Below are 22,160 nucleotides of genomic sequence, written 5' to 3' on the forward strand. Positions count from 1 at the left end.
GCGCCCGCGACGCCTTACAAATTCACCAGCGCCATGCCGCGCGCGTCGTAGCGATCGCCGGCGATGGCGTGGGACGCGGCCGCTTCAATCGCCTTCAAGTCGGCCGACGTCAGCACAATGTCGGCCGACTTGATATTCTCCTCAAGCCGCGCGCGCTTCGTCGTGCCGGGGATCGGCACGATCCAGGGCTTTTGCGCCAGCAGCCAGGCGAGGGCGATCTGCGCCGGCGTCGCGCCCTTTGCGTCCGCGATGGATTTCAAGCTGTCGACGAGCGGCGCGTTCTTGCGCATCGCCTCGGCCTGAAAGCGCGGATTGGTCTTGCGCCAATCGTTGTCGGCGAGCTCCGTATCGGCGGAGAAGGTGCCGGTGAGAAAGCCACGGCCGAGCGGGCTATAGGGTACGAAGCCGATGCCGAGCTCTTGAAGCGTCGGTAGAACTTCGGCTTCCGGCCCGCGCGTCCAGAGCGAATATTCGCTTTGCACCGCCGCGACCGGATGCACGGCATGCGCCCGGCGGATCGTCGCGGCGCTCGCCTCGGAAAGACCGAAGTGCTTGACCTTGCCGGCCTTCACGAGATCGGCGACGGCGCCCGCGACCTCTTCGATCGGCACGGCCGGATCGACGCGATGCTGGTAGAAGAGATCGATATGATCGGTGCGCAGCCGCTTCAGCGATGCGTCGGCGACCGCCTTGATATGCGCCGGCTGGCTGTTGAGGCCGATGGGACCTCGGCCGCCGTGTGAGTCGAGCGCAAAACCGAATTTCGTCGCGATCACCACTTTCTCGCGCAGCGGCGCCAAAGCTTCGCCGACGAGCTCCTCGTTGGTCAGCGGGCCGTAGACTTCGGCCGTATCGAAGAAGGTGACACCGAGATCGACCGCGTGGCGGATCAGCGCGACCATCTCCGCGTGGTCGCCGGGCGCGCCATAGGCCCAGGTCATCCCCATGCAGCCGAGGCCGAGGGCCGAGACTTCGAGGCCGCTGTTTCCGAGAGTGCGCTTTTTCATGATGATCTCCGCATTTTGCTGCGGAACCGATAGACCCTTTGGGGTGGGCTACAAAATCACGTCGCCGCCATCGGATTAGGCGAATTCGCCGTAGCCGCGCGCCATCGCGGCGGCGAAGGCGAGCAGCAGCGGAAAGAGCGCCAGCTCCAGATGGAGATAGAAGCGTACCGTCTTCACATCGCGATCGTCCGGCGCCGCGCTCGCGTTCTGCCAGCGCAGATAGGCCAGCGTCGGCGGCACCGACAGCATGCCGATCACCGCGAAAGTCGCAAGCTTCGCCCAGAAGAAAGCGTTGTGCTCGTAATAATGCCAGCCCTTGGCGGCGAAGACGACGCGGCTGAATCCGGCGATGAGAACCAGACCCGCATCAATGCCGTAGACGAGATCGAGCCGCGCCAGCCGCGCGACGGCGTCGCGTCCAAGACCGGGCCGCAGCGCGAAGAATTCGGCGAAGACGATGCCGAAGAGCACGAATACGAAAATGTGGTGAGCGATAGCGAGAACAAGATCGAGCATCGCAGCGTCCCCATTGGCGCGGGCGCAGCGGTTTTATCCGCGCCTCGCGCGAAATCCAAGCGTGCTCTCGCGAGACATCTTAAGCCTGCGTCAATTCCGGTGCACGCGCGTCTTCCAGCACATCCTTGACGCTGGCGCGGATGAGCTTGCTGAGCGCGGCAAGGGCGGCGCGGCGCGGATGGCTCGGCCGGAAGATGAGCCGGACCCGGCGGCGCGCCTTGGTGCCGCTGAGACGGCGCGCCACGAGCGGGCCGGGCAGGGGCTGCTCCTGCTTCAGCGCCAGCGCCGGGATCAGCGTCATGCCATAGCCGGCTGCCGCCATATGCAGCAACGTCTTCAGGCTTGTCGCGCGCATATCGGCGATCGCCTCTTCGGCATTCTTCGGCGCCCCGCAGAGTTCAAGCGCCTGGTCGCGCAGGCAATGGCCATCGGTCAAGAGCAGCAGCGATTGCGGGTCGATGTCGGCAATCGTGATTTTGTTCTTTTTGGCGAGCGGATTATCGGTGCCGAGGACGAGCCAGAAATCCTCGTCGAAGAGCGTCTCGGCGGTGAGCGCCAGCGTCTCCGGGTCCGAGGCGATGATCGCCGCATCGAGCTTGCCGACTGTGACCAACTCGATGAGCCGCACCGTCAAATCCTCGACCAAAACGAGTCTCATGGACCGCAGTCCGCGCTGCACGGCGGGCAGGGCATAGGGCATGAGATAAGGCCCGAGTGTCGGGATGACGCCGAGATGCAGCGGACCCGCCAGCGGATCGCGCCCCGCCGCGGCGACCGCGACAATATCCTCGGCGGCGGCAAGCGCGCGGCGCGCATGGGCGAGAATGTGTCCGCCCGACAAGGTCGGCCGCACCGTATGGCCGACACGCTCGAAGACGGCGAGGCCAAGTTCTTCCTCGAGTTTGCGGATTTGTCCCGAAAGCGTCGGTTGACTGACATTGCACGCCTCGGCCGCGCGGCCGAAATGGCCAAAGTCGGCAACGGCAACGATGTAACGGAGATCGCGAAGATTCATGTGTCGCCACGAAGTTTGAAGTTATTTTGACCGCCATTGGCGCTGCCTATCAAATTAAATGGAACTATCGATTTGATCAATATCGTCCGAGCGCCTAGTTTGGCGCTACGCCATAGTTATCGAACGAGGCCGGAGGGATAGATGGACGACAAAGTTCAAAACAGCGCGGGCGAGTGCCCGTACGCGCATGCGACGCCTCGGCAGAGGTCCAATCGCGATTGGTGGCCGGATCAGCTCAACCTCAATATCCTCCACCAGAACTCGCCATCGTCCGATCCCTTGGACGAAACGTTCGACTACCGTGAGGAATTCAAGAAGCTCGACTACGAAGCGTTGAAAAACGATCTGCGCAAGCTGATGACCGACTCGCAAGATTGGTGGCCGGCAGACTTTGGCAATTATGGTCCGGCTTTTATTCGTATGGCGTGGCACTCCGCTGGTACTTACCGTCTGAGCGATGGCCGCGGCGGCGCCGGCCGCGGCCAGCAGCGCTTCGCGCCGCTCAACTCCTGGCCGGACAACGTGCTCATCGACAGGTATCGCCGGCTGCTGTGGCCGATCAAGCAGAAGTACGGGCAGAAGATTTCTTGGGCGGATCTGCTGATCCTTACAGGCAATGTGGCGCTGGAGACGATGGGTTTTCGCACCTTTGGCTTTGCCGGTGGACGGGAAGACACCTGGGAACCCGACCAGGACGTAAACTGGGGCTCGGAGACCGCATGGCTCGAGCATCGCCCGCTCGAGAAGTTCGAAAATCCGCTCGGCGCGACCGAGATGGGCCTGATCTACGTCAATCCCGAAGGTCCGAACGCAAACGGCGACCCGCTGTCCGCCGCCAAATTTATCCGCGAGACTTTCGCCCGCATGGCGATGAACGACGAGGAAACCGTCGCGCTGATCGGCGGCGGTCACACATTTGGCAAGACCCACGGTGCCGCGCCCGAATCCCACAAGGGGCTGGCTCCGGAAGCCGCCGGGCTGGAAGCGCAGGGTCTCGGCTGGATCAGCGACTATGGCTCCGGCAGCGGTAACGACGCCATCGGCAGCGGTCTGGAAGTCATCTGGACCCAGACGCCGGCGCAGTGGAGCAACCACTTCTTCGATAACCTGTTCAGGTTCGAGTGGGTACAGACGCGCAGCCCTGCCGGCGCCATCCAGTGGGAGGCCAAGGACGCCGAGGCCAGCATCCCCGACCCGCACGATCCATCGAAAAAGCGCAAGCCGACCATGCTGACGACCGACCTGTCGCTGCGCTTCGACCCAATCTACGAGAAGATCTCGCGTCGCTTCCTGGAGAATCCGCAGGCCTTCGCCGAGGCTTTCGCCCGCGCTTGGTTCAAACTGACCCATCGCGATATGGGTCCGCGCGCGCGCTATCTCGGTCCGGAAGTGCCCAAGGAAGAACTGATCTGGCAGGATCCGGTGCCTGCCGTCGATCATCCGTTGATTGACGAGGCGGACATCGCCGCACTCAAGGCCGAGGTGCTTGCGACGGGTCTGACCGTGTCCGAACTGGTCGGCACGGCCTGGGCCTCTGCCTCCACCTTCCGCGGCGGCGACAAGCGCGGCGGGGCGAACGGTGCGCGCATCCGTCTGGAACCGCAGAAGGATTGGGAGGTCAATCGGCCTGCCCAACTCGCGAAGGTGCTCAAAACCCTTGAAGGGATTCAGAAGGACTTCAATGCGGCGCAGTCAGGCGGCAAAAAGGTTTCGCTCGCCGATCTCATCGTTCTCGGCGGTTGTGCCGCGGTCGAAAAGGCCGCGAAGGACGCCGGGACCGATGTAGAAGTACCGTTCACGCCGGGACGCACCGACGCTTCGCAGGAGCAGACCGAAGTCCATTCGTTTGCGCCACTCGAACCGCGCGCCGACGGTTTTCGCAATTATCTTGCTGGCCGGCAATTTATGACGCCGGAGGAAGCGCTGGTGGATCGGGCGCAATTGCTGACCCTGACAGCGCCGGAAATGACCGTGCTTGTCGGCGGCCTGCGTGTGCTTGGTGCCAATGCTGATGACTCTCTGCATGGCGTCTTCACGGACCGCCCGGAAAAGCTGACGAACGATTTCTTCGTCAACTTGCTCGATATGCGTACCGCGTGGAAGGCGACCTCGCCGGCTCAAGACGTGTTCGAGGGCCGTGACCGTGCGACCGGCGAACTGAAATGGACTGGCACGCGCGCCGACCTCGTCTTCGGTTCGCACTCGCAGCTCAGAGCCATTGCGGAGGTCTATGCCAGCGCCGACGCGCAGAAGAAGTTCGCGCATGACTTCGTCGCCGCCTGGACCAAGGTGATGAATGCCGATCGCTTCGACCTTGTCAGGAGATAAGCGAGCGTCAGCTCGGCTGTTTCCATAAGGGTCTCAATGACATTCCGCCGTGCCTTCGCGCGATGGTTTAGAGCCCCCTGCGCCCGGCGGTCAGCCGAAAGTCTCCGGGCGTATGCCGCCAGCCTAGGCGGCGAGCAGCCGCGGGTCGTCCCCCCGCGGCTGTTGCTTTTCCCGCCTTGCCTTCCCATATCCACGCCTCTATAAGCACCACATTCCACACGCGGAATTCGCGGTCCTGCTTCAAGGCCCGCACCGGTGGCTTCCGGCGGCAACGCCGGCCAGCCTGACTTTCCGCGGCGGCTTAACCGGAGAAGACTGACCCATGTCACTGCCTGATTTTTCTATGCGTGGCCTCCTCGAGGCCGGCGCCCATTTCGGCCATCAATCGCACCGCTGGAACCCGAAAATGGCGCCGTATATTTTCGGCACCCGCAATAATATCCATATCATCGACCTCGCCCAGACGGTGCCGCTGCTGCATCAGGCGCTGAAGGTCGTCTCCGATACGGTGGCGCGTGGCGGGCGCGTACTCTTCGTCGGCACCAAGCGCCAGGCGCAGGATGCGATCGCGGACGCCGCGAAGCGCTCGGCGCAATATTACATCAATTCCCGCTGGCTCGGCGGCATGCTGACGAACTGGAAGACCATCTCGGCTTCCATCCAGCGCCTGCGCAAGGTGAACGAGACCCTCGAGACGGGCGGCCCCGGCCTGACCAAGAAAGAGCGCCTGATGCTGTCGCGCGAGCGCGACAAGCTGGAGAAGGCGCTCGGCGGCATCAAGGAGATGGGCGGCACGCCGGACCTCATCTTCGTCATCGACACCAACAAGGAACAGTTGGCGATCAAGGAAGCGGCGCGGCTTCACATTCCTGTCGCGGCCATTCTCGATACCAATTGCAACCCGGACGGAATCACCTATCCGATTCCCGCCAATGACGACGCGGGGCGCGCCATCAGCTTCTATTGCGATCTGTTCGCCCGCGCGGCGCTCGATGGCATTTCCCGCAGCCGCGGCGAAGCCGCAATCGATTTCGGCGCCGACGAGACACCGCTCGCGGAGGATCTGCCGGAGATCGCCGCCGCGCCGGAAGCCGGCACGCCGGTTGAGCATTTCGAACTGCTGACGGCTCCGCGCGGCGCGCCTGACGATCTCGCCAAGCTGCATGGCGTTGGCCCGCAGGTCGTGAAGAAGCTCAACGATGCCGGCGTCTTCCATTATTGGCAGGTCGCGGCGCTGACGTCTGAGGAAGCCAAAAAGCTCGATCAGGATTTGAAGCTTGGCGGCCGCATCGAGCGCGATGGCTGGACGGAGCAGGCGAAGAGCCTGATCGCTGCGGAATAAACGGCGGCCCTTTGGCTCCGGGCGGCTGCGGTGCCCGCATCGCATCCGCTGCGCGTATGCAGATGCGCCGTTCCGCATCTGCTTTGCTCATGTCGAATGATTGAAGGATGAACGCAATGGCGATTGTCACGGCGGCACTGGTAAAAGAACTGCGCGAAAAGACCGGCGCCGGTATGATGGATTGCAAGACGGCGCTCGCCGAGAGCGACGCCAATATCGAAGCGGCGGTCGATTGGCTGCGCAAGAAGGGCCTCTCCAAGGCGGCGAAGAAATCCGGCCGTGTCGCGGCTGAGGGCCTGATCGCGCTCGCGGTCGGTCCGCGCGACGGCGTTGCGATCGAGGTCAATTCGGAGACGGATTTCGTTGCCCGCAACGAGGAGTTCCAGGCGCTCGCGCATACGATCGCGCTCGTCGCTCTGGAGAAGGGCCTCAGCGACATCGAGGCGTTGAAGGGCACTCATTATCCGGGCGGCGGCACAGTCGCGGATGCGATCGCCAACGGCATCGCGACGATCGGCGAGAATCTCAACCTGCGCCGCGCCGCGTCGGTTCACGTCGAGAACGGTGTGGTCGGTCATTACGTCCACAATTCGGTTGGCGAGGGCCTCGGCAAGATCGGCGTGCTCGTCGCGCTCGAATCGACCGGCAAGACCGACGTGCTGACGCCGCTCGCGCGGCTCATCGCCCTGCATGCCGCAGCGGCCAGTCCGCTCGCGGTCGATCCCTCGGGTCTCGATCCCGAGGTCGTCGCGCGCGAGAAGAAAGTGCTGGCCGAGAAGAACGCCGGCAAGCCGCCGCATGTCCTCGAGAAGATCGTCGAGTCGGGCCTCAAGACCTATTACAAAGAGGTCACGCTGCTCGAACAGCCCTCGATCCATGCGGAGCACGGTAACAAGACCATCGGTCAGGTGTTGAAAGAGGCCGAAGGGGCCGCCGGCGCGCCAGTGACGCTGAAGGCCTTCGTGCGCTATGCGCTCGGCGAAGGCATCGAGAAGCAGGAAACCGACTTCGCCGCCGAGGTCGCGGCTGCTTCGGGGCAAGGCTAAGACGAGGCCGCTTCAGCGGCCTCTCACTTGCGTTTTTTAGCCGGCTTGATTGGCTTCTTTGCCGATTTGGCCGGCTTTTTTATTGTCTTTTTTGTTGTCTTGGCGCGCTTCTTCGCCGGCTTGGCCCGCGCCTTCGCTGGTTTTGCGGCGACTTTGGCGATCTTCGCCTTTTTCCCGCGCCGGCGACTGGCAAGAATTTCCGCGAGCGTGACTGGCCGATAATCGAAGACATCGACTCCGACGTCATATTGGCGCGGCAACTCTTTCATCTTGCCGTGCGAATGGCCGTGAATGTCGATCGCGCCCTTGGTGCTGTTGTGCCAACTGCGGAAAGGATAATGGCACAGGATCAGCAGGTGTCCGTCGAGTGCGATTTCGGCGTAAGTCGACACGCTCGCCCATGTTTCATTCTCGATCACCGTCGGCGAATCGTTGTTGCCGACGATGAGATGTTTGCGGCCGTTCAGCGCCCTCAGCCATTTGGTGACGGCGGCTTCGTCGTCGATGCGGGCGAAATCGCCGAGGTGATAAACATCGTCGTCCGGGGCGACGACCGCGTTCCAGCGGGCGATCAGTCCGGCATCATGCTCGGCAATATTGGCAAAGGGACGCTTGTCGATCCGGATGCGTCGGGCATCGCCGAAATGCGTGTCGCTGGTGAAGAAAACAGCCATTGGTCTCGTGTGCAATCTGGCTTTGCCCGAAGGCGAAACCGAATTTCTAACACAAAACGCTGATTCTAATTAGCTCCGCAGACCAAGTCTTCAGCGGCGCCCGCGCGTGCTCATCTCGACAGCGAATTTGACCAGCGCCACGCTGGTGCCGATCTTCAGCTTCTGCTTGATGAGCGCGACCGTATTGGCGACAGTCTTGTAGCCGATGTCGAGCGCTGCGGCGATCTCCGTCAGGCTCTTGCCCTGGCCGAGCAGGGCGACGACTTGCCGCTCGCGGCCGCTCAGCTCGCGCAACGGATCTTTGCTCGGTTCCAGATTGGCGAGCGCCAGGGCCTGCGCCACCGAGCGGCCGAGATAGACCGAACCGGCGCGCACCGAATCGATCGCGGCGAGGATCGTCGTTGGCTCGTCACTCTTGGTGATATAGCCGCGCGCGCCCATATCGAGCGCCCGCGTTACGAAGGGTGCCGTCTCGTGCATGCTGAAGACGATGATCTGCGCGGCGGCATTATCGGCGTTCAGACCGGGGATCATGTCGAAGCCCGAGCCTTCGCCAAGGCCGATGTCGAGGATGATGACGTCCGGATGGAAGTCGCGATTGGCAGTGAAGCCGTCGGCGACGGTGCTGGCCTCGACGACCTCGAGATCGGGCCGGCGGTGGAAAATCAGGCGCGCGCCGTCACGGACGATCGGATGGTCTTCGATCATCAGGACTTTGACCTTTTCGTCCATCTCGCCCCTTATCCGGCTCTTTGGCGCGCGTTGCGCGGCGGTCCACACCTTGTGGCCCGGCGGCTGCCGGAGCGCAATAGAACTTGTCGACAGGTGGGACCGCGAGGGCACGGCGCGGGCGCGCATCGTGAAACTTCGGTGAAATTCGCGGTTTTCAGCTTCGGAACCGGCGGGTGATCGGCTAGAAAGACGCCGCTGGAGGCGATGGATACCTTATGAGCGACAAAAAACCGAGGTGGCGGCGAATCGTCGTCAAACTCTCCGGCGAGGCCTTGATGGGCAAGGCCAGCCACGGGCTCGATGCCAGCACGGTCGAGGCCATTGCCGCCGATCTCGCGAGTGCGGCGCGGCTGGGGGTCGAGACGGCCGTCGTCGTCGGCGGGGGTAATTTCTTCCGCGGAATTGCGGGAGCTGAGACGGGCATCGAGCGCGCCCGCGCGGATTCGATCGGCATGCTGGCGACGGTCATGAACGCGCTCGCCATGGAGTATGCCATCGAGAAACAGGGGCAGGCCGCGCGCGCACTCTCCGCCGTCGCCATGCCCTCGCTCTGCGAGCCCTATTCGCGCCAGGCGGCGCTGCACCATCTCGGCAAGGGCCGCGTGGTCGTGCTCGCCGGCGGCACGGGCAATCCGTTTTTCACGACCGACACGGGCGCGGCGTTGCGCGCCGCCGAACTCTCTGCCGACGTTATCCTTAAGGCGACGCAGGTCGATGGCGTCTATTCCGCCGATCCGAAGCGTGACCCCGCGGCGCGGCGCTACGAAACGCTGACGCATGATGAAGCGATCGCCAGGAATCTCGCGATCATGGATACCGCCGCCTTCGCGCTCGCGCGCGAGACCAAAATTCCGATTCTCGTATTCTCGATCAAGGAGCCGGGCGCCATTTGTGCCGTGCTGCAAGGCAAGGGCCGAGCGACCCTCGTTACGCCCTGATGCGGCACGCTGGGCGCACGGCTTGGCGGGGCGGGGGAAATGGCATAGCAAAGCGAGAGATTCTGTGGTCATATCCGCCCGCAATCGCCAAGTTTTCGCGGAAATACGTCCGCGGAGCGACGCTGTCCCAAGGCGCAGCGCGTGCAAATTGGCCCGACCGCCGTACGGCAGGCGGAAATCCCTTTGGCAAGGTTGAAGGATGAGTGACGGGTTTGATCTTTCTGATTTGAAGCGCCGGATGCAGGGGACTATCGCTTCGCTGAAGCATGAACTTGGCGGGTTACGAACCGGCCGCGCCTCGGCGAGCCTGATCGAGCCGGTCCATGTCGATGCCTATGGCCAATCGATGTCGATCAACCAGCTCGCCACGGTCAGCGTTCCCGAGCCGCGGATGCTGTCGGTTCAGGTCTGGGACAAAGGCATGGTCGGGGCTGTCGAGCGCGCGATCCGCGATTCGAACCTTGGGCTTTCGCCGGTTACCGAAGGCCAGATCCTGCGCATCCGGATTCCGGAGCTCAACGAGCAGCGCCGTAAAGAGATGGTGAAGGTCGCGCACCGTTATGCTGAGGAGGCGCGGGTTGCCGTGCGGCATGTACGCCGCGACGGCATCGACGATCTGAAGCGTCTGCTGAAAGACAAGCTGATCAGCGAAGACGACGAGAAGCGCCACGTTGGAGAGGTGCAGAAGGTTACCGACCAGCATATCGGCGAGATCGACACCGCGCTGGCGACCAAGGAAAAGGAAATTATGCAGATCTGACCGCGCGCGCGGACGGCGTGGGCGGCCTTCCAGGTAAAGATGTCGCGTTCCGGCCTCACTTCGATGCCAATTGCGAGAGATGGCTTTCAGGGAAGATGTTGAGATGACCGGCGCCGAGGCGGCAATGCAAGTCAAGCCAGTAAAGGCCGCGAGCTCCCAGCCCGCGACGCCAGCGCCGGCGAAAACGCGCGATGTTCCGCCGCTTCAGGGTCGCGTTCCCCGGCATGTCGGCGTGATCATGGATGGCAATGGCCGCTGGGCGTCGAGCCGCGGTCTGCCGCGTATCGAAGGCCATCGGCGCGGGGTCGAGGCGCTGCGGGCGACGGTGCGTGCCGCGATCGATCTCGGGCTCGATTATCTCACCGTCTACAGTTTCTCGTCGGAGAACTGGAGCCGCCCGGTTGAAGAGATCAGTGACCTCATGGGGCTGCTGAAATTCTTCATCCGCAACGACCTTGCCGAGCTTGCGCGCGCCGGGGTCAGGATCAAGATGATCGGGACGCGCAGCAATCTCAAACCCGATATTCTGGCCTTGCTCGAGGAGGCGGAGAGCGCCACCGCCGCCAACAGCGGTCTCAATCTCGTTGTCGCCTTCAATTATGGCAGCCGTCAGGAGATCGCGGCGGCAATGCGCCTCATTGCCCAGAAGGTTGCCGAGGGCACGCTCGATCCCGCCAGCATTGACGCCGACGTGATCGCCAGCCATCTCGACACCGCCGGCATTCCGGACCCTGATCTCATCATCCGCACCTCGGGCGAGCAGCGGCTTTCGAACTTCCTTATGTGGCAGGCGGCCTATAGCGAATTCGTCTTCCTGCCGATTCACTGGCCGGACTTCGACCGCGCCGCCCTGGCTGCGGCGATCGAGGAATTTTCCGCCCGCGAGCGCCGTTTCGGCGGCGTGACCTTGCCGCCGGCCAGTGCTAAATCCGGTCGATGACCAATCCGAATGAGGCGGCGGCGCGCGCGCTGCGGATACGGCTTGCCGATCTCGGCCCGCGCCTCGGCTCCGCTGCGGTACTTATTGCGGTTGCGACCGTGTCGTGGTGGGTTGGCAGCATCAGCTTTTTCGTCGTCTGGCTTATTGCCGCGCTCGTCGTGCATTTCGAGTGGGAGCGGATCGTCGGCGGCGCCAATCTGGACGCGCGGCTCGCCATCGGCACGCTCTCCCTGATCGCGGCCGCCATAGCGGTTCGCTCGCAGGCGGCCGGGTTCGCCGTCCTGATTATCATCGCTGCGGCGATCGTCAGCGGGTTGCAGGCTGGTCCCGGGCGGCGCCTCTGGTCGGGACTGGGCGTTGCCTATGCCGGCGCGCTGATTCTCGCCGTGCTGACGCTGCGCAGTTCCTTTCCCTTCGGCCGTTGGGCTATCGGCTGGCTCTTCGCCATCGTCTGGGGCACCGATGCCTGCGCTTATTTCGCCGGGCGGCTGATCGGCGGACCCAAATTCCTGCCGCACATCTCGCCCTCGAAGACTTGGTCGGGCACCGGCGTCGGCATCATCGCCGGCGCCCTGATCGGCCTTGGCTTTCTCGCCGTCGCGGCGCAAATCAGCCAGCTTGAGGCGCTGCGGCCCGATCCCGCCTTGTTCTTCCTCGGCCTTGTCCTCGCGGCGGTATCGCAGACCGGCGATCTCTTCGAATCCTGGATGAAACGGCGTTTCGGGGCTAAGGATTCGGGGACTTTCATTCCCGGCCACGGCGGCCTTATGGATCGCGTCGACGGCTTTGTCGCCGCGGTCGTCTTTGCGGCGTTCCTCGGTATGCTGCGGGCGTTTCCCACGCCGGCCGAGGGCCTGTTTCACTGGATGTAAAACGCATGACCCTGGGATTTGATGTACAAGATAAAACCGTGCCGCGGCGCAAGCCGGGCGCGCGGCGCAGTGTCGTCATTCTCGGCGCGACGGGCTCGATCGGCACGTCGACCGCCGACGTCATCCTGAATTCCAACGGGGCGTTCGACGTCGTCGCGGTCGCCGGCGGCCGCGATCCGATAGCGCTCGCCAAGGTTGCGCGTGAGCTTGGCGCGCGCTTTGCCGCGCTCGCCGATCCTTCCGGCTATGATGCGCTGAAAGAGGCCCTCCAGGGCACGGGCATCAAAGCCGCCGCGGGGCGCGAGGCAGTCATCGAGGCGGCATTGCAACCCGCCGATATTGTCGTCGGCGCCATCGCCGGAACGGCCGGAGTCGAGCCAACCTATGCGGCGCTGTCGGCCGGGCGCACCGTCGCGCTCGCCAACAAGGAATGTCTCGTCTGTGCCGGTGCCGTCTTCATCCATCAGGCCAAGGCAATGGGAACACGGCTCCTGCCGGTCGACAGCGAGCACAATGCGATCTTCCAGGCGCTCGGCGACGCCGATTCCGATACGATCGAGATGATGACCCTGACGGCGTCCGGCGGCCCCTTCCGTTCCTGGACGGCCGAGGCCATCGCCAAGGCGACGCCGGAACAGGCCCTGAAACACCCCAATTGGGCAATGGGCTCGAAAGTAACGATCGACTCTGCCGGCCTTATGAACAAAGGTCTGGAAGTTATTGAGGCGCATCATATTTTTGGTATCGAGGCCGAGCGTTTGGACGTTCTGGTCCATGCCCAGTCGGTCGTCCACGGCCTTGTCGCCTTCCGCGACGGCTCGGTGACTGCTGGTCTCGCCGCGCCCGACATGCGCGTACCGATCGCCCACTGCCTGTCCTATCCCGAGCGGCTGACGACGCGGGCGCGCCGGCTGGACCTTGCCGCCGTGGGGCAATTGACCTTCGAGCGGCCGGATTTCGACCGCTTTCCGGCGCTGCGCGTAGCGCTTGATGCCTTGCGCACGGGCCAGGGGCTGCCGACCGTGCTCAACGCGGCCAATGAGGTAGCGGTCGAGGCCTTCCTTAACCGGCGTATTTCCTTCCATGATATCGCCCGTTTGGTCGAAGCCTGCTGCGAGGCGGCGCTGCGCGACGGCACCGCGGCCGAGCCCGCCTCCATTGAGGAAGCCCTGGCCGTTGACCATATTGCAAGAGAAAGTGCCAGGACCCTCTTGGCGAGGGGCGAAGGTTTCGGCAAGTTAACGACTTGCTAACCAACTCGGTTAGCCATCAGATACCCGCCCAGGTTGCGCCGGCGGGTCGACGGTCTGGCCAGCCTCCGGCGCGCAGAGGAATGAAATGTCGATTTCGGCTCATCTCGCCGCCGTTGCTGGCAACATCCTGCCTTTTCTCTTCGTTCTCGGTATCGTCGTCTTCTTTCATGAGTTGGGTCACTTCCTCATCGGCCGGCTCTGCGGCGTTAAGGTTGATGCCTTCTCGCTCGGTTTCGGGCCGGAGATCACGGGCTTTGTGGATCGCTGGGGCACGCGCTGGCGGCTCGGGCTTCTTCCGCTTGGCGGCTATGTGAAATTTCACGGCGATGCCAATGGCGCCTCGATGACCGACGAGGAGGCTGCCGCGAGCATGCCCGAGGCCGAGAGAAAGGTGACATTCTTCGGCCAAAGCGTGTGGAAGCGCGCCGCTATCGTGGTTGCCGGGCCGCTGGCCAATTTCGTCCTGGCGATTGTGATCTTTACCGGAATTTTCGCGATCCACGGTCGTGGCGTCCTTATTCCGCAGGTCGACAAGATTTCCCATAACGGCGCCGCCGAGGCGGCCGGCTTCAAGCCCAACGACGTGATTCTCTCGATCGATGGGCGCAAGGTCGACAGCTTCGAGGACGTTCAGCGCATCGTTCAGGTTTCGAGCGATGTCCCGCTGACTTTCGTCGTCGCCCGGCTGGGCAAGGACGTCACTTTGGTGGCGACGCCGCGCCGGCGCAGCCAGACGACGGCGACGGGTTTGGCGGATGTCGGCGTCCTCGGCGTCGAGGCCAAGGCGGTGGAAGCCAACTGGCACATTCAGCGCTACGGTCTCGTCAAATCCTTCCAGCTCGCCACGGGCGAGACCTGGTACGTTATCGATCAGACGGCGACCTATGTGCGCGGGCTGTTTCTTGGCCGCGAATCGACTGATCAATTGTCGGGGCCGATTCGGATCGCCGAGGTTTCCGGGGAAATGGCCAAGGTCGGATTCGCAGCTCTCCTCAATCTTGCCGCGGTTTTGTCAATTTCAATTGGAATCCTTAACCTGCTACCGATTCCGCTCCTCGATGGCGGACACCTGTTTTATTACGCGATCGAGGCGGTGCGAGGAAAAGCATTGAACGATAGAATCCAGCAGGTTGGCTTCAGGATCGGCCTGACCTTCGTGCTGGGACTAATGATCTTGGCGACGTACAACGATATTTTGCGGCTGACGAAGTGATTCTAGGCCGTGAGGGCGCGCCGCGCACGGTGGCGCGCGAGCAGGGGGCTTTCATCAGGATTCTTGCCGGGCTGAAGGGTCCGTAGGCCGCGCCGCGCCCGAAAAGCGCGGTTAACCATCGGCCTTAACGCGAAGCTCAGGGATTAAGCGTGTCTTACTCGCCACGCAGTTCCGAAAACGACGCGGAGGGGGCAAACGGCAATTTGCAGGGTATGGCAAACCTTGTAGAAGCAGAACCTGGGGTTGGCAGGTAGGCGGCGAAAAAGCCGCTAAAACAAGCTGAGCGGCGTATCGCGCCGAGACTTGAACTGGCAACCTCTGGCGAACGCCGGGAGGTCGTCCGAAAGAACTGACTTGGTGGGGTGCGGCAAGGTTGGGCGCCGAAAGGGTCCGGCCGGGTGGCAAAGTTGGATCGATAAGCGGGGACCGGGCGTAGATGCAATTTATTCGGGGTCAATTGTTCCGGTGGTTTCTCGCCGTGCTTATCGTGATGCCATTCCTGGCGTCGGTTCCTGCTTTGGCTGCCAACGTGATCGTCGAAGGCAACCATCGCGTCGACAGCGAGACGATCGCTTCCTACTTCTCGGGAACCGATCCCGCCTCGGTCAACACGGGCGTCAAGGCGCTCTATGCCACCGGCCTTTTCTCGGACATTGAGATATCGCACTCCCGCGGTGGCGTCGTCGTCCGGGTCGTCGAAAACAACCTGATCAATCGCGTTGCCTTCGAAGGCAACAGCAAGGTCAAGAGCGATCAGCTTGAGGGCTCGATCCAGTCGAAGGACCACGGTCCCTTCAACAAGACGATCGTGGATGCCGACGTCGAGCGCATCAAGGACCTCTATCGCCGCGCGGGCGAGGCGGCCGCGAGCGTCACCTATCGAATCGTCAATCTGCCGAATGGCCGCGTCGATGTCGTCTTCAAGATCGACGAAGGTCCGAAAACCGGCGTGAAGGACATCGTTTTCGTCGGGAATCACGTCTATTCGTCGGGCAAACTGCGCGACTTGATGCAGACGACCGAGATGGACTGGCTGTCGTTCTTCAAGTCCTCCGACGTCTACGATCCGGACAAGATTGCGTCCGATCTCGACGCGATCCGGCGCTTCTATCTCAAGAACGGCTATGCCGATTTCCACATCGTCGGCTCCGATGCGCGTTACGACCCGTCGTTGAAGGGTTACGTCGTCACGATCACCGTCGAGGAAGGCCCGCAATATCACGTCGCGGCGGTCGATATCGAATCGCACATCGCGGCGATCAACGGCGATGCGCTGCGCACGTATCTGCGCATCTCGGCCGGCGAGATTTACAACGGCGATCAGGTGCAGAAGACGACGGACGCCCTGACGACGCAGGTCATGCGGCGTGGTTATGCCTTTTCCCAGGTGCATCCGCGCGGCGATCGCGATCCAGTGACGCGCACCGTCCGCATCGCTTTCGTCATCGACGAAGGCCCGCGCGTCTACGTCGAGCGAATCGACATTCGCGGCAACACGCGCACCCGTGACTATGTCATCCGCCGCGAGTTCGATATCGGCGAGGGCGACGCCTATAACAAGGCGATCGTCGATCGTGCCGAACGCCGGCTGAACAATCTCGGCTACTTCAAGAAGGTGACGATCACCAACGAGCCGGGCTCGGCGCCCGACCGCGTGGTCGTCGTCGTCACGGTCGAGGACCAGCCGACCGGCTCGTTCTCGGTCTCCGGCGGCTATTCGACGGCCGAAGGTGTCATCGGCGAAGTTTCGGTGCAGGAAACCAATTTCATGGGCCGCGGCCAGTTCGTGCGCCTGTCGGTCCAGCTCGGCCAATATGCGGAAGGCGCGACCTTCTCCTTCACCGAACCCTATTTCCTCGGCCATCGTATCGCCGCGGGCTTCGATCTGTTCGCCAAGAACAGCACGGTGTCGCAATATGCCTTCTATAACGACTTCATGGTCGGTGGCACATTACGCGGCGGTATTCCGGTGACGGACGAGATCACCTTCGCGCCGCGTTACTCGATCTATTCGTCCTATATCTCCATCCCGAACAATTCCTGGTATCCGTACAACGATTGTACGAACCCGATCTACGGGATCACCCCGACCTGGAACGGAAGCTCCGGCGTCCAGGCGACGAACACCTACAACTGCTTGACCAACGGCGAGGCCTCGCTGGCGCTGAAGCAGGCGCAGGGCACGACGCTTACCTCGATGCCGGGCTTCACTCTGTCGTATAATTCGCTCGACAACAATCGCATGCCGACCGACGGCATCCATGCCGAATGGCGTGAGGATTTCGCCGGCGCCGGCGGCAACGAGCGATACGTCCGTTCGACCGCGGATCTGCGCTATTATCACTCGATCTATGATCAATGGGATATCGTCGGGCTGCTGCATTTCCAGGGCGGTATCCTGAATCATTACGGCTCGGGCGATGAAAGGATCGTCGACAATTTCAACATGGGGCCGGAGCTGATACGCGGCTTCCAGCCTGACGGTCTCGGCCCGCGCGACGTGTCTGTCGACCCGCAAGGCAATCCGCTCGGCGGCACCAAATATTGGGGCGCCTCGGCGGAGGCGGACTTCCCGATCTGGGGCCTGCCCAAGGAGGTCGGCCTGCGCGGCGCCGTGTTCACCGATTGGGGCGCGCTCTGGGGTTACCAAGGGCCGACCTATTTCCCGCAATTTGCCTCCAACCCGGCGGTTGTTGGTGGATGCGGACCGGGCTGCTCTTATCAGGGCGATAAGATCACGGTCGGCGGCGATACGTCTTCCATCAGAGGTTCGGTCGGCGTCTCGCTCATCTGGGCCTCGCCGATGGGTCCGATTCGCTTCGACTTTGCCAAGGCGGTCAAGAAGAACCAGTGGGATCAGACGCAGATCTTCAACTTCACCGGCGGCACGACTTTCTGATCGCCGCGTGACGTTGCGGGAACGCGGCCGGAAAGGCCGCTGGGGCGTGTTGTGGAAAAGCCGCATGGCTTTTCCAATCGGAATACGCTTCAGACATCACGAATTGGCGCGATTTCTGATCGGCCGGATGGATTCCATCCGGCTGGAAAGCGCGCTAGTGTGCCCGCCGTCCGCTCCCGCCACGCGGGGCTGCTATCCTGACATGCGAGCCGCATGAACGATCCGACCTTCTTCCGCCCCGCGATTCGCCCCAGCCTTGCCGAGGTGGTCGACTGGACCGGCGCCGCCCCGACCCGCGCCGCCGACCTCGGCGATCTTTTCGTCGAGAATGTCGCGACTCTGGACGAAGCCGGGCCGCATTCGCTCGCCTTTTTCGACAACGTCAAATATCTCGACGATCTCGCCGTCACCCAGGCGATGGCGTGTTTCGTCACGCCCCGCTATGCCGCCCGCGTGCCGCCGGCGACTTTGGCCTTGGTGACGCCGACCCCGGCGCGTGACTTCGCCCGCGTTCTGGCGCAGCTTTATCCCGATGCGCTGACGCCCGGCGCGGTGTTCGATTCGAAGGGCGAAAGCCCCGGCGCCGATATCCATCCCGAGGCGCGGCTCGAACCGGATGTCATCGTCGATCCCGGCGCCGTCATCGGTCCCCATGCCGAGATCGGCTCCGGCACGATGGTCGGCGCCAATGCGGTCATCGGCCCCAATGTGCGGATCGGGCGCGGCTGCGCCATCGGCCCCGGCGCCTCGGTCGCCAATGCGCTCATCGGCAACAGGGTCATCATCCATACCGGCGTCAGGATCGGCCAGGACGGTTTCGGCTATATCGGCGGGCCGGGCGGCCATGTCAAAATCCCGCAGATCGGCCGGGTCATCATCCAGGACGATGTGGAGATCGGCGCCAATACGACGATCGATCGCGGTTCGACGCGCGACACCGTCATCGGCGAAGGCACCAAGATCGATAATCTGGTCCAGATCGGCCATAATGTGCATATCGGCCGGCATTGTCTGATCGTTGCCCAGACTGGCATTTCCGGCGCGACGGAACTGGGCGATTTCGTTGGGGTGGGCGGGCAGGCGGGTTTTGCCGGCCATCTCGAGATCGGCAATGGCGCGCAGATCGCTGCGCAATCGGGCGTCATCGATGATTTGCCGGCGAAGGCGCGGGTCGGCGGCACGCCGGCGCGGGCCTTCCGGGCGTGGCTGCGCGGCGAAGCCTGGCTCGCGCGCGCCGCAGGCCGGCCCATGCACAACAAATCCGGGATAAAGCCAGCCGATGGATGAGAAGGTGGCGAGCGTTCTTGAAGCCTATGACATCGAGCGGCTGCTGAAATCGCTGCCGCATCGCTATCCGTTTCTGCTCGTCGATCGGATCATCGAAGCCAATGGCGATGAGTCCTGCATCGGCATCAAGAATGTCAGCGTGAACGAGCCGCAGTTTCAAGGCCATTTTCCCGAGCGGCCGGTCATGCCCGGCGTGTTGATGATCGAGGGCATGGCGCAGACGGCGGGGGCGCTCTGCATCAATGCAGTTGCGGGCGGGATCAAGCCGCCGCTCGTCTATTTCATGACGATCGAAAAGGCGAAGTTCCGCAAGCCGGTTCTGCCGGGCGATCGCATCGAATATCATATGAAGAAGCTTAACCAGCGCCGCACGATCTGGTGGTACAGCGGCCGGGCGCTGGTTGACGGCAATCTCGTCTGCGAGGCGGAAATCTCCGCCATGCTGGTTCTCGAAGAGCCGGGCAAGTAGGCGCAGCAGGCGCGGCGCGCGCTCGCCAGCGAATTAGTTCAAGCTCGACACCCGCGCGTTCTGCGCGATGCCAACCCAGATATTCGGGTTTTCTTGCGACTGACGCTTGAGGAAGTGATAGCCGGTTTCGTCCCAGGAGCGGATGTCGTTGCGCAGATTGTCGAGCACGAACTCGCCGCGGCTGGTTTTGACGGTCAGGATGGTATGGCCCTCGCCATCAAGATCGCGAACGATGGTCATCAGCAGCGCCTGACGCGGCAGGCCGGCGTCCATGAGCAGCTTGCGCTTCCATAAAGCGTAGATCTTGCAATCGCCCTTGCCGTCCTTGGGATAATCCCAATGGTCGAGCAGCGTGCCCCAATGGTCGAAATTGGAGATCGGCTGGATGGTGCGGTTGGCCTGGTGGTTAACAGTGTTTAACAGACGCCATACGGCTGGCGTAAGCGTGATCTCGGTGGCGGGCAGGACCGGCTGGCTGCATTCCTGCGGTTCGCGGCCGCAGAAATCTACCCAGCCATAGGGGACGGAAGTCGGCCCGGTCAGAACCGCATCGCTCGCCCGCAGCTCCTTGGTGCCGCCGCTCTGCGCGTAAGCGAGCGAAAAGCCCACAATGCCCAAGGCGATCCAGAGAACCCGAAAGATGCCATTGAAACCCATGGCTGCTTACCCCAAGCCCAGAGCGGGACGGTTCCCGCGCTCGTCATGGGGGCAATGTGCCGGGGGGCCCTTTGCCGGGGCCGCAATCGAAAAGCTAGAATTTTATCGATCGGCCGGTTTTTTCGGGCGCGCAGCCACCGTGGTAAACGAAGAGCGAAAACGCCCGCCGAGTCGGTGCGTTCGTCAGCGGAAGGGAAGAAATGATTAAGGCAGTCGTCGTGCATGAGGTCGGCGGACCGGGCGTCATGCATATCGAAGAGGTCGAAATGCCGAAGCCGGGACCCGGCGAGGCGCTGGTACGCAATCACGCGATCGGGCTCAATTTTATCGACACCTATTTCCGCTCCGGCGCTTATGCGCCGCCGCATTTGCCGTTCATTCCCGGCAACGAAGGGGCGGGCGAGGTGATCGAGATCGGCAAGGGGGTGAAAGAGGTCAAGGTCGGTGATCGCGTCGCCTATCTCAGCCATCTTGGCGGCTATGCCGAGGCGTGTGCGGTCAAGGCGAGCCGGCTGATCAAATTGCCGAAGGCGATCTCCTACGAAACCGGCGCGGCGATGGTGCTCAAGGGTCTCACCGCGCAATATCTCCTGCGCCGCACCCATAGGGTGAAGAAGGGGGACACGATCCTCGTCCATGCGGCGGCGGGCGGTGTCGGCCTCATACTCTGCCAATGGGGCAAGGCGCTCGGCGCCGATGTGATCGGCACGGCCGGCTCACCGGAGAAGGCCAAGCTCGCCAAGAAGGCGGGTGCCAGACACGTGATCCTTTATCGCGAGGAAAATTTCGCCGAGGCGGTCAAGAAGATCACCAAGGGCAAGCTCTGCGATGTCGTCTACGACGGCATCGGCAAGGACACGTTTCCGGCCTCGCTCGACTGTCTGCGCCCCCTCGGCCTGCTGGCCAGTTTCGGTGCCGCGTCCGGGCAGATCGAAAACTTCAATCTCGGCATCCTGGCGCAGAAAGGCTCGCTCTATATCACGCGGCCGACGCTCAACACTTACGCCGCCAAGGATGAGGATCTGCACAAGATGGCGCGCGATCTCATCCGTGTGGTCGCGGACGGAAAGGTGAAAATTCCCTATGTCACGCGCCCGCTCGCCGACATTGTCGCCGTGCATGAGGCGCTTGAATCGCGCGCGACGACCGGCGCGACTGTGCTGATCCCCTAAGCAAAATGGCCGGGGAAAGCCCCGGCCATCTGTTTATGTCCTGACGATGATATCGCGGGGTATTACATGCCCTTCAGGTGCTTGTTGCACTCGCTGTAATAGCCGCCGCCCTTCTGGATCCATTTGAGGCCGCCGTTGCCGCCGGTCGCCTTGTTGGCGCGATACTGGTCGTCGCAGGTCTTGAACCGCGCCCGCCCGGCGGAGAGGCTCGAATATTGGGATGAGATCGCGTTAGGGAACACCACATTTCCGCTCGCAACAGGCGGCGGGGCGCCAGGCGTGGCGGTCTCATTCTGATGCTGCCACCAATGCTTCTTCTTCGATGAAGTCTCGGTGGTCGCGGCCGGGGGCGGGGCAGAGGTTGACGCGGCCGGCGGGGGCGCGGAGGTCGTCGCCGGAGCCGAGGTCGCTGCGCCGCCGCCCTTCAGTTCGGCCGAGCATTGCTTGTAGAACTGGTTCCAGGTTTCGCCGTTGAGCGAATTCGCTGCCTTCGCGGATTGGTATTTTACGCTGCACTGCTTCTGGATCGATTCGGCTTGTGCCGCACCGCCGAAGGCAAAACCGGCAATAACGGCGAGACCGGCAACCGAGACGGCCGGGCGCCACACGGACTTCAACATCAATTCCTCCTTAAGATGGGCGCGAGTTGCTCGCGCCGGCAGCAATAGCCGAATACTTGTGTGCGGAAAGTAAGTCGTGCCGATGAACTGGCGCTGAACGTAGAGCGGCGGTGCTGACCTTAAGTGCCGATCGCGTCACGGACGCATTTCTTGGTGAAACTCGTTTTCGCGGCTCCATGCAGCTTCTTGTCGGCAGCGGCGCTATCGCAGCTCGCGTGCGCGTCCCTGTCGCATTTTTTCAGGAAGCTCGTTTCCGCGGCGCCATGCAGATTCTTCTCGGCGGAACGCGAATGACAGCTCGCCGTTTGCGCCGAAGCCGTTCCGGCGATGAGTGACAGCATCAGAGCGAAGGGAAGAATTTTCGTCATTTTTTCCTCACCACGGAAAGACTTTCGATTCGGACAGGAAAAGTTATGCGCC

The 22,160-nt window shown here is 62.7% G+C and carries 21 protein-coding genes; 13 read left to right on the top strand and 8 right to left on the bottom strand.

What is annotated here, in order from left to right; all coding sequences use genetic code 11:
• Positions 1 to 14: 14 nt before the first annotated feature.
• From CWB41_RS12505 to CWB41_RS12515, 3 genes are all read right to left on the bottom strand, one after another.
• Entirely contained in the window at positions 15 to 1,007 is a 993-nt protein-coding gene (locus CWB41_RS12505; protein ID WP_115837602.1) for an aldo/keto reductase, read from the bottom strand.
• A gap of 75 nt (positions 1,008 to 1,082) precedes the next feature.
• Positions 1,083 to 1,523: a DUF2214 family protein gene (locus CWB41_RS12510; protein ID WP_115837600.1), complete on the bottom strand. Its 441-nt coding sequence runs from the start codon at positions 1,521 to 1,523 to the stop codon at positions 1,083 to 1,085.
• A 79-nt stretch (positions 1,524 to 1,602) separates the two neighbouring features.
• Complete coding sequence (locus CWB41_RS12515) at positions 1,603 to 2,538, bottom strand: LysR substrate-binding domain-containing protein (RefSeq protein ID WP_115837598.1); 936 nt, start codon at positions 2,536 to 2,538, stop codon at positions 1,603 to 1,605.
• 141 nt (positions 2,539 to 2,679) lie between these two features.
• On the opposite strand from CWB41_RS12515, the gene katG reads away from it, so the two are divergent.
• The 3 genes from katG (at position 2,680) to tsf (ending at position 7,254) form a co-directional block, all read left to right on the top strand.
• Entirely contained in the window at positions 2,680 to 4,866 is a 2,187-nt protein-coding gene (gene katG / locus CWB41_RS12520; protein ID WP_115837596.1) for a catalase/peroxidase HPI, read from the top strand.
• Between the two features lie 322 nt (positions 4,867 to 5,188).
• Positions 5,189 to 6,208, top strand: coding sequence for a 30S ribosomal protein S2 (locus CWB41_RS12525; protein ID WP_115837594.1), 1,020 nt, complete (start codon positions 5,189 to 5,191; stop codon positions 6,206 to 6,208).
• A gap of 116 nt (positions 6,209 to 6,324) precedes the next feature.
• A complete protein-coding gene (tsf, locus tag CWB41_RS12530; RefSeq protein ID WP_115837592.1) occupies positions 6,325 to 7,254 on the top strand; it encodes a translation elongation factor Ts in 930 nt (309 codons plus the stop codon).
• A 23-nt stretch (positions 7,255 to 7,277) separates the two neighbouring features.
• Here the strand turns inward: tsf and CWB41_RS12535 are convergent, their stop codons facing one another.
• Together CWB41_RS12535 and CWB41_RS12540 are read right to left on the bottom strand one after the other, a co-directional pair.
• Positions 7,278 to 7,928, bottom strand: coding sequence for a metallophosphoesterase family protein (locus tag CWB41_RS12535; protein ID WP_342633319.1), 651 nt, complete (start codon positions 7,926 to 7,928; stop codon positions 7,278 to 7,280).
• Between the two features lie 90 nt (positions 7,929 to 8,018).
• On the bottom strand, positions 8,019 to 8,660 hold the full coding sequence (locus CWB41_RS12540; RefSeq protein ID WP_115837657.1) for a response regulator: 642 nt from the start codon (positions 8,658 to 8,660) through the stop codon (positions 8,019 to 8,021).
• Positions 8,661 to 8,875: 215 nt separating this feature from the next.
• Here CWB41_RS12540 and pyrH point away from each other — a divergent pair, with 215 nt between their 5' ends.
• The 9 genes from pyrH to fabZ all read left to right on the top strand — a co-directional run bounded on the left by pyrH (position 8,876) and on the right by fabZ (position 19,291).
• Entirely contained in the window at positions 8,876 to 9,598 is a 723-nt protein-coding gene (gene pyrH / locus CWB41_RS12545; protein WP_115837590.1) for a UMP kinase, read from the top strand.
• 199 nt (positions 9,599 to 9,797) lie between these two features.
• The gene (gene frr / locus CWB41_RS12550) at positions 9,798 to 10,358 is read left to right on the top strand and encodes a ribosome recycling factor (protein ID WP_115837588.1); all 561 of its coding nucleotides are present in this window, start codon (positions 9,798 to 9,800) and stop codon (positions 10,356 to 10,358) included.
• Positions 10,359 to 10,482: 124 nt separating this feature from the next.
• Positions 10,483 to 11,298, top strand: coding sequence for an isoprenyl transferase (locus CWB41_RS12555; RefSeq protein ID WP_115837655.1), 816 nt, complete (start codon positions 10,483 to 10,485; stop codon positions 11,296 to 11,298).
• Positions 11,295 to 12,170: a phosphatidate cytidylyltransferase gene (locus tag CWB41_RS12560; protein WP_115837586.1), complete on the top strand. Its 876-nt coding sequence runs from the start codon at positions 11,295 to 11,297 to the stop codon at positions 12,168 to 12,170. The genes CWB41_RS12555 and CWB41_RS12560 overlap by 4 nt, the downstream gene beginning before the upstream one ends.
• A gap of 5 nt (positions 12,171 to 12,175) precedes the next feature.
• On the top strand, positions 12,176 to 13,423 hold the full coding sequence (gene dxr / locus CWB41_RS12565; RefSeq protein WP_115837584.1) for a 1-deoxy-D-xylulose-5-phosphate reductoisomerase: 1,248 nt from the start codon (positions 12,176 to 12,178) through the stop codon (positions 13,421 to 13,423).
• A gap of 85 nt (positions 13,424 to 13,508) precedes the next feature.
• Positions 13,509 to 14,636 carry an RIP metalloprotease RseP gene (rseP, locus tag CWB41_RS12570; RefSeq protein ID WP_115837582.1) on the top strand — a complete coding sequence of 376 codons (1,128 nt, stop codon included), beginning with the start codon at positions 13,509 to 13,511 and terminating at the stop codon, positions 14,634 to 14,636.
• 436 nt (positions 14,637 to 15,072) lie between these two features.
• On the top strand, positions 15,073 to 17,535 hold the full coding sequence (gene bamA, locus CWB41_RS12575; RefSeq protein WP_115837581.1) for an outer membrane protein assembly factor BamA: 2,463 nt from the start codon (positions 15,073 to 15,075) through the stop codon (positions 17,533 to 17,535).
• Between the two features lie 213 nt (positions 17,536 to 17,748).
• The gene (gene lpxD / locus CWB41_RS12580) at positions 17,749 to 18,822 is read left to right on the top strand and encodes a UDP-3-O-(3-hydroxymyristoyl)glucosamine N-acyltransferase (protein WP_115837580.1); all 1,074 of its coding nucleotides are present in this window, start codon (positions 17,749 to 17,751) and stop codon (positions 18,820 to 18,822) included.
• Complete coding sequence (gene fabZ, locus CWB41_RS12585) at positions 18,815 to 19,291, top strand: 3-hydroxyacyl-ACP dehydratase FabZ (RefSeq protein WP_115837579.1); 477 nt, start codon at positions 18,815 to 18,817, stop codon at positions 19,289 to 19,291. Before lpxD ends, fabZ begins: the two co-directional genes overlap by 8 nt.
• Positions 19,292 to 19,324: 33 nt before the next feature.
• Here the strand turns inward: fabZ and CWB41_RS12590 are convergent, their stop codons facing one another.
• Positions 19,325 to 19,948, bottom strand: coding sequence for a transglutaminase-like cysteine peptidase (locus CWB41_RS12590; protein WP_115837578.1), 624 nt, complete (start codon positions 19,946 to 19,948; stop codon positions 19,325 to 19,327).
• Positions 19,949 to 20,148: 200 nt separating this feature from the next.
• On the opposite strand from CWB41_RS12590, the gene CWB41_RS12595 reads away from it, so the two are divergent.
• Complete coding sequence (locus tag CWB41_RS12595) at positions 20,149 to 21,120, top strand: quinone oxidoreductase family protein (RefSeq protein ID WP_115837577.1); 972 nt, start codon at positions 20,149 to 20,151, stop codon at positions 21,118 to 21,120.
• Positions 21,121 to 21,182: 62 nt separating this feature from the next.
• On the opposite strand, the gene CWB41_RS16215 is transcribed toward CWB41_RS12595, so the two are convergent.
• Both CWB41_RS16215 and CWB41_RS12605 read right to left on the bottom strand, forming a co-directional pair.
• On the bottom strand, positions 21,183 to 21,740 hold the full coding sequence (locus CWB41_RS16215) for a hypothetical protein (protein WP_165204325.1): 558 nt from the start codon (positions 21,738 to 21,740) through the stop codon (positions 21,183 to 21,185).
• A gap of 119 nt (positions 21,741 to 21,859) precedes the next feature.
• Complete coding sequence (locus CWB41_RS12605) at positions 21,860 to 22,108, bottom strand: hypothetical protein (protein ID WP_115837576.1); 249 nt, start codon at positions 22,106 to 22,108, stop codon at positions 21,860 to 21,862.
• Between the last annotated feature and the right edge of the window lie 52 nt (positions 22,109 to 22,160).

Source organism: Methylovirgula ligni (assembly GCF_004135935.1).
Lineage (GTDB): Bacteria > Pseudomonadota > Alphaproteobacteria > Rhizobiales > Beijerinckiaceae > Methylovirgula > Methylovirgula ligni.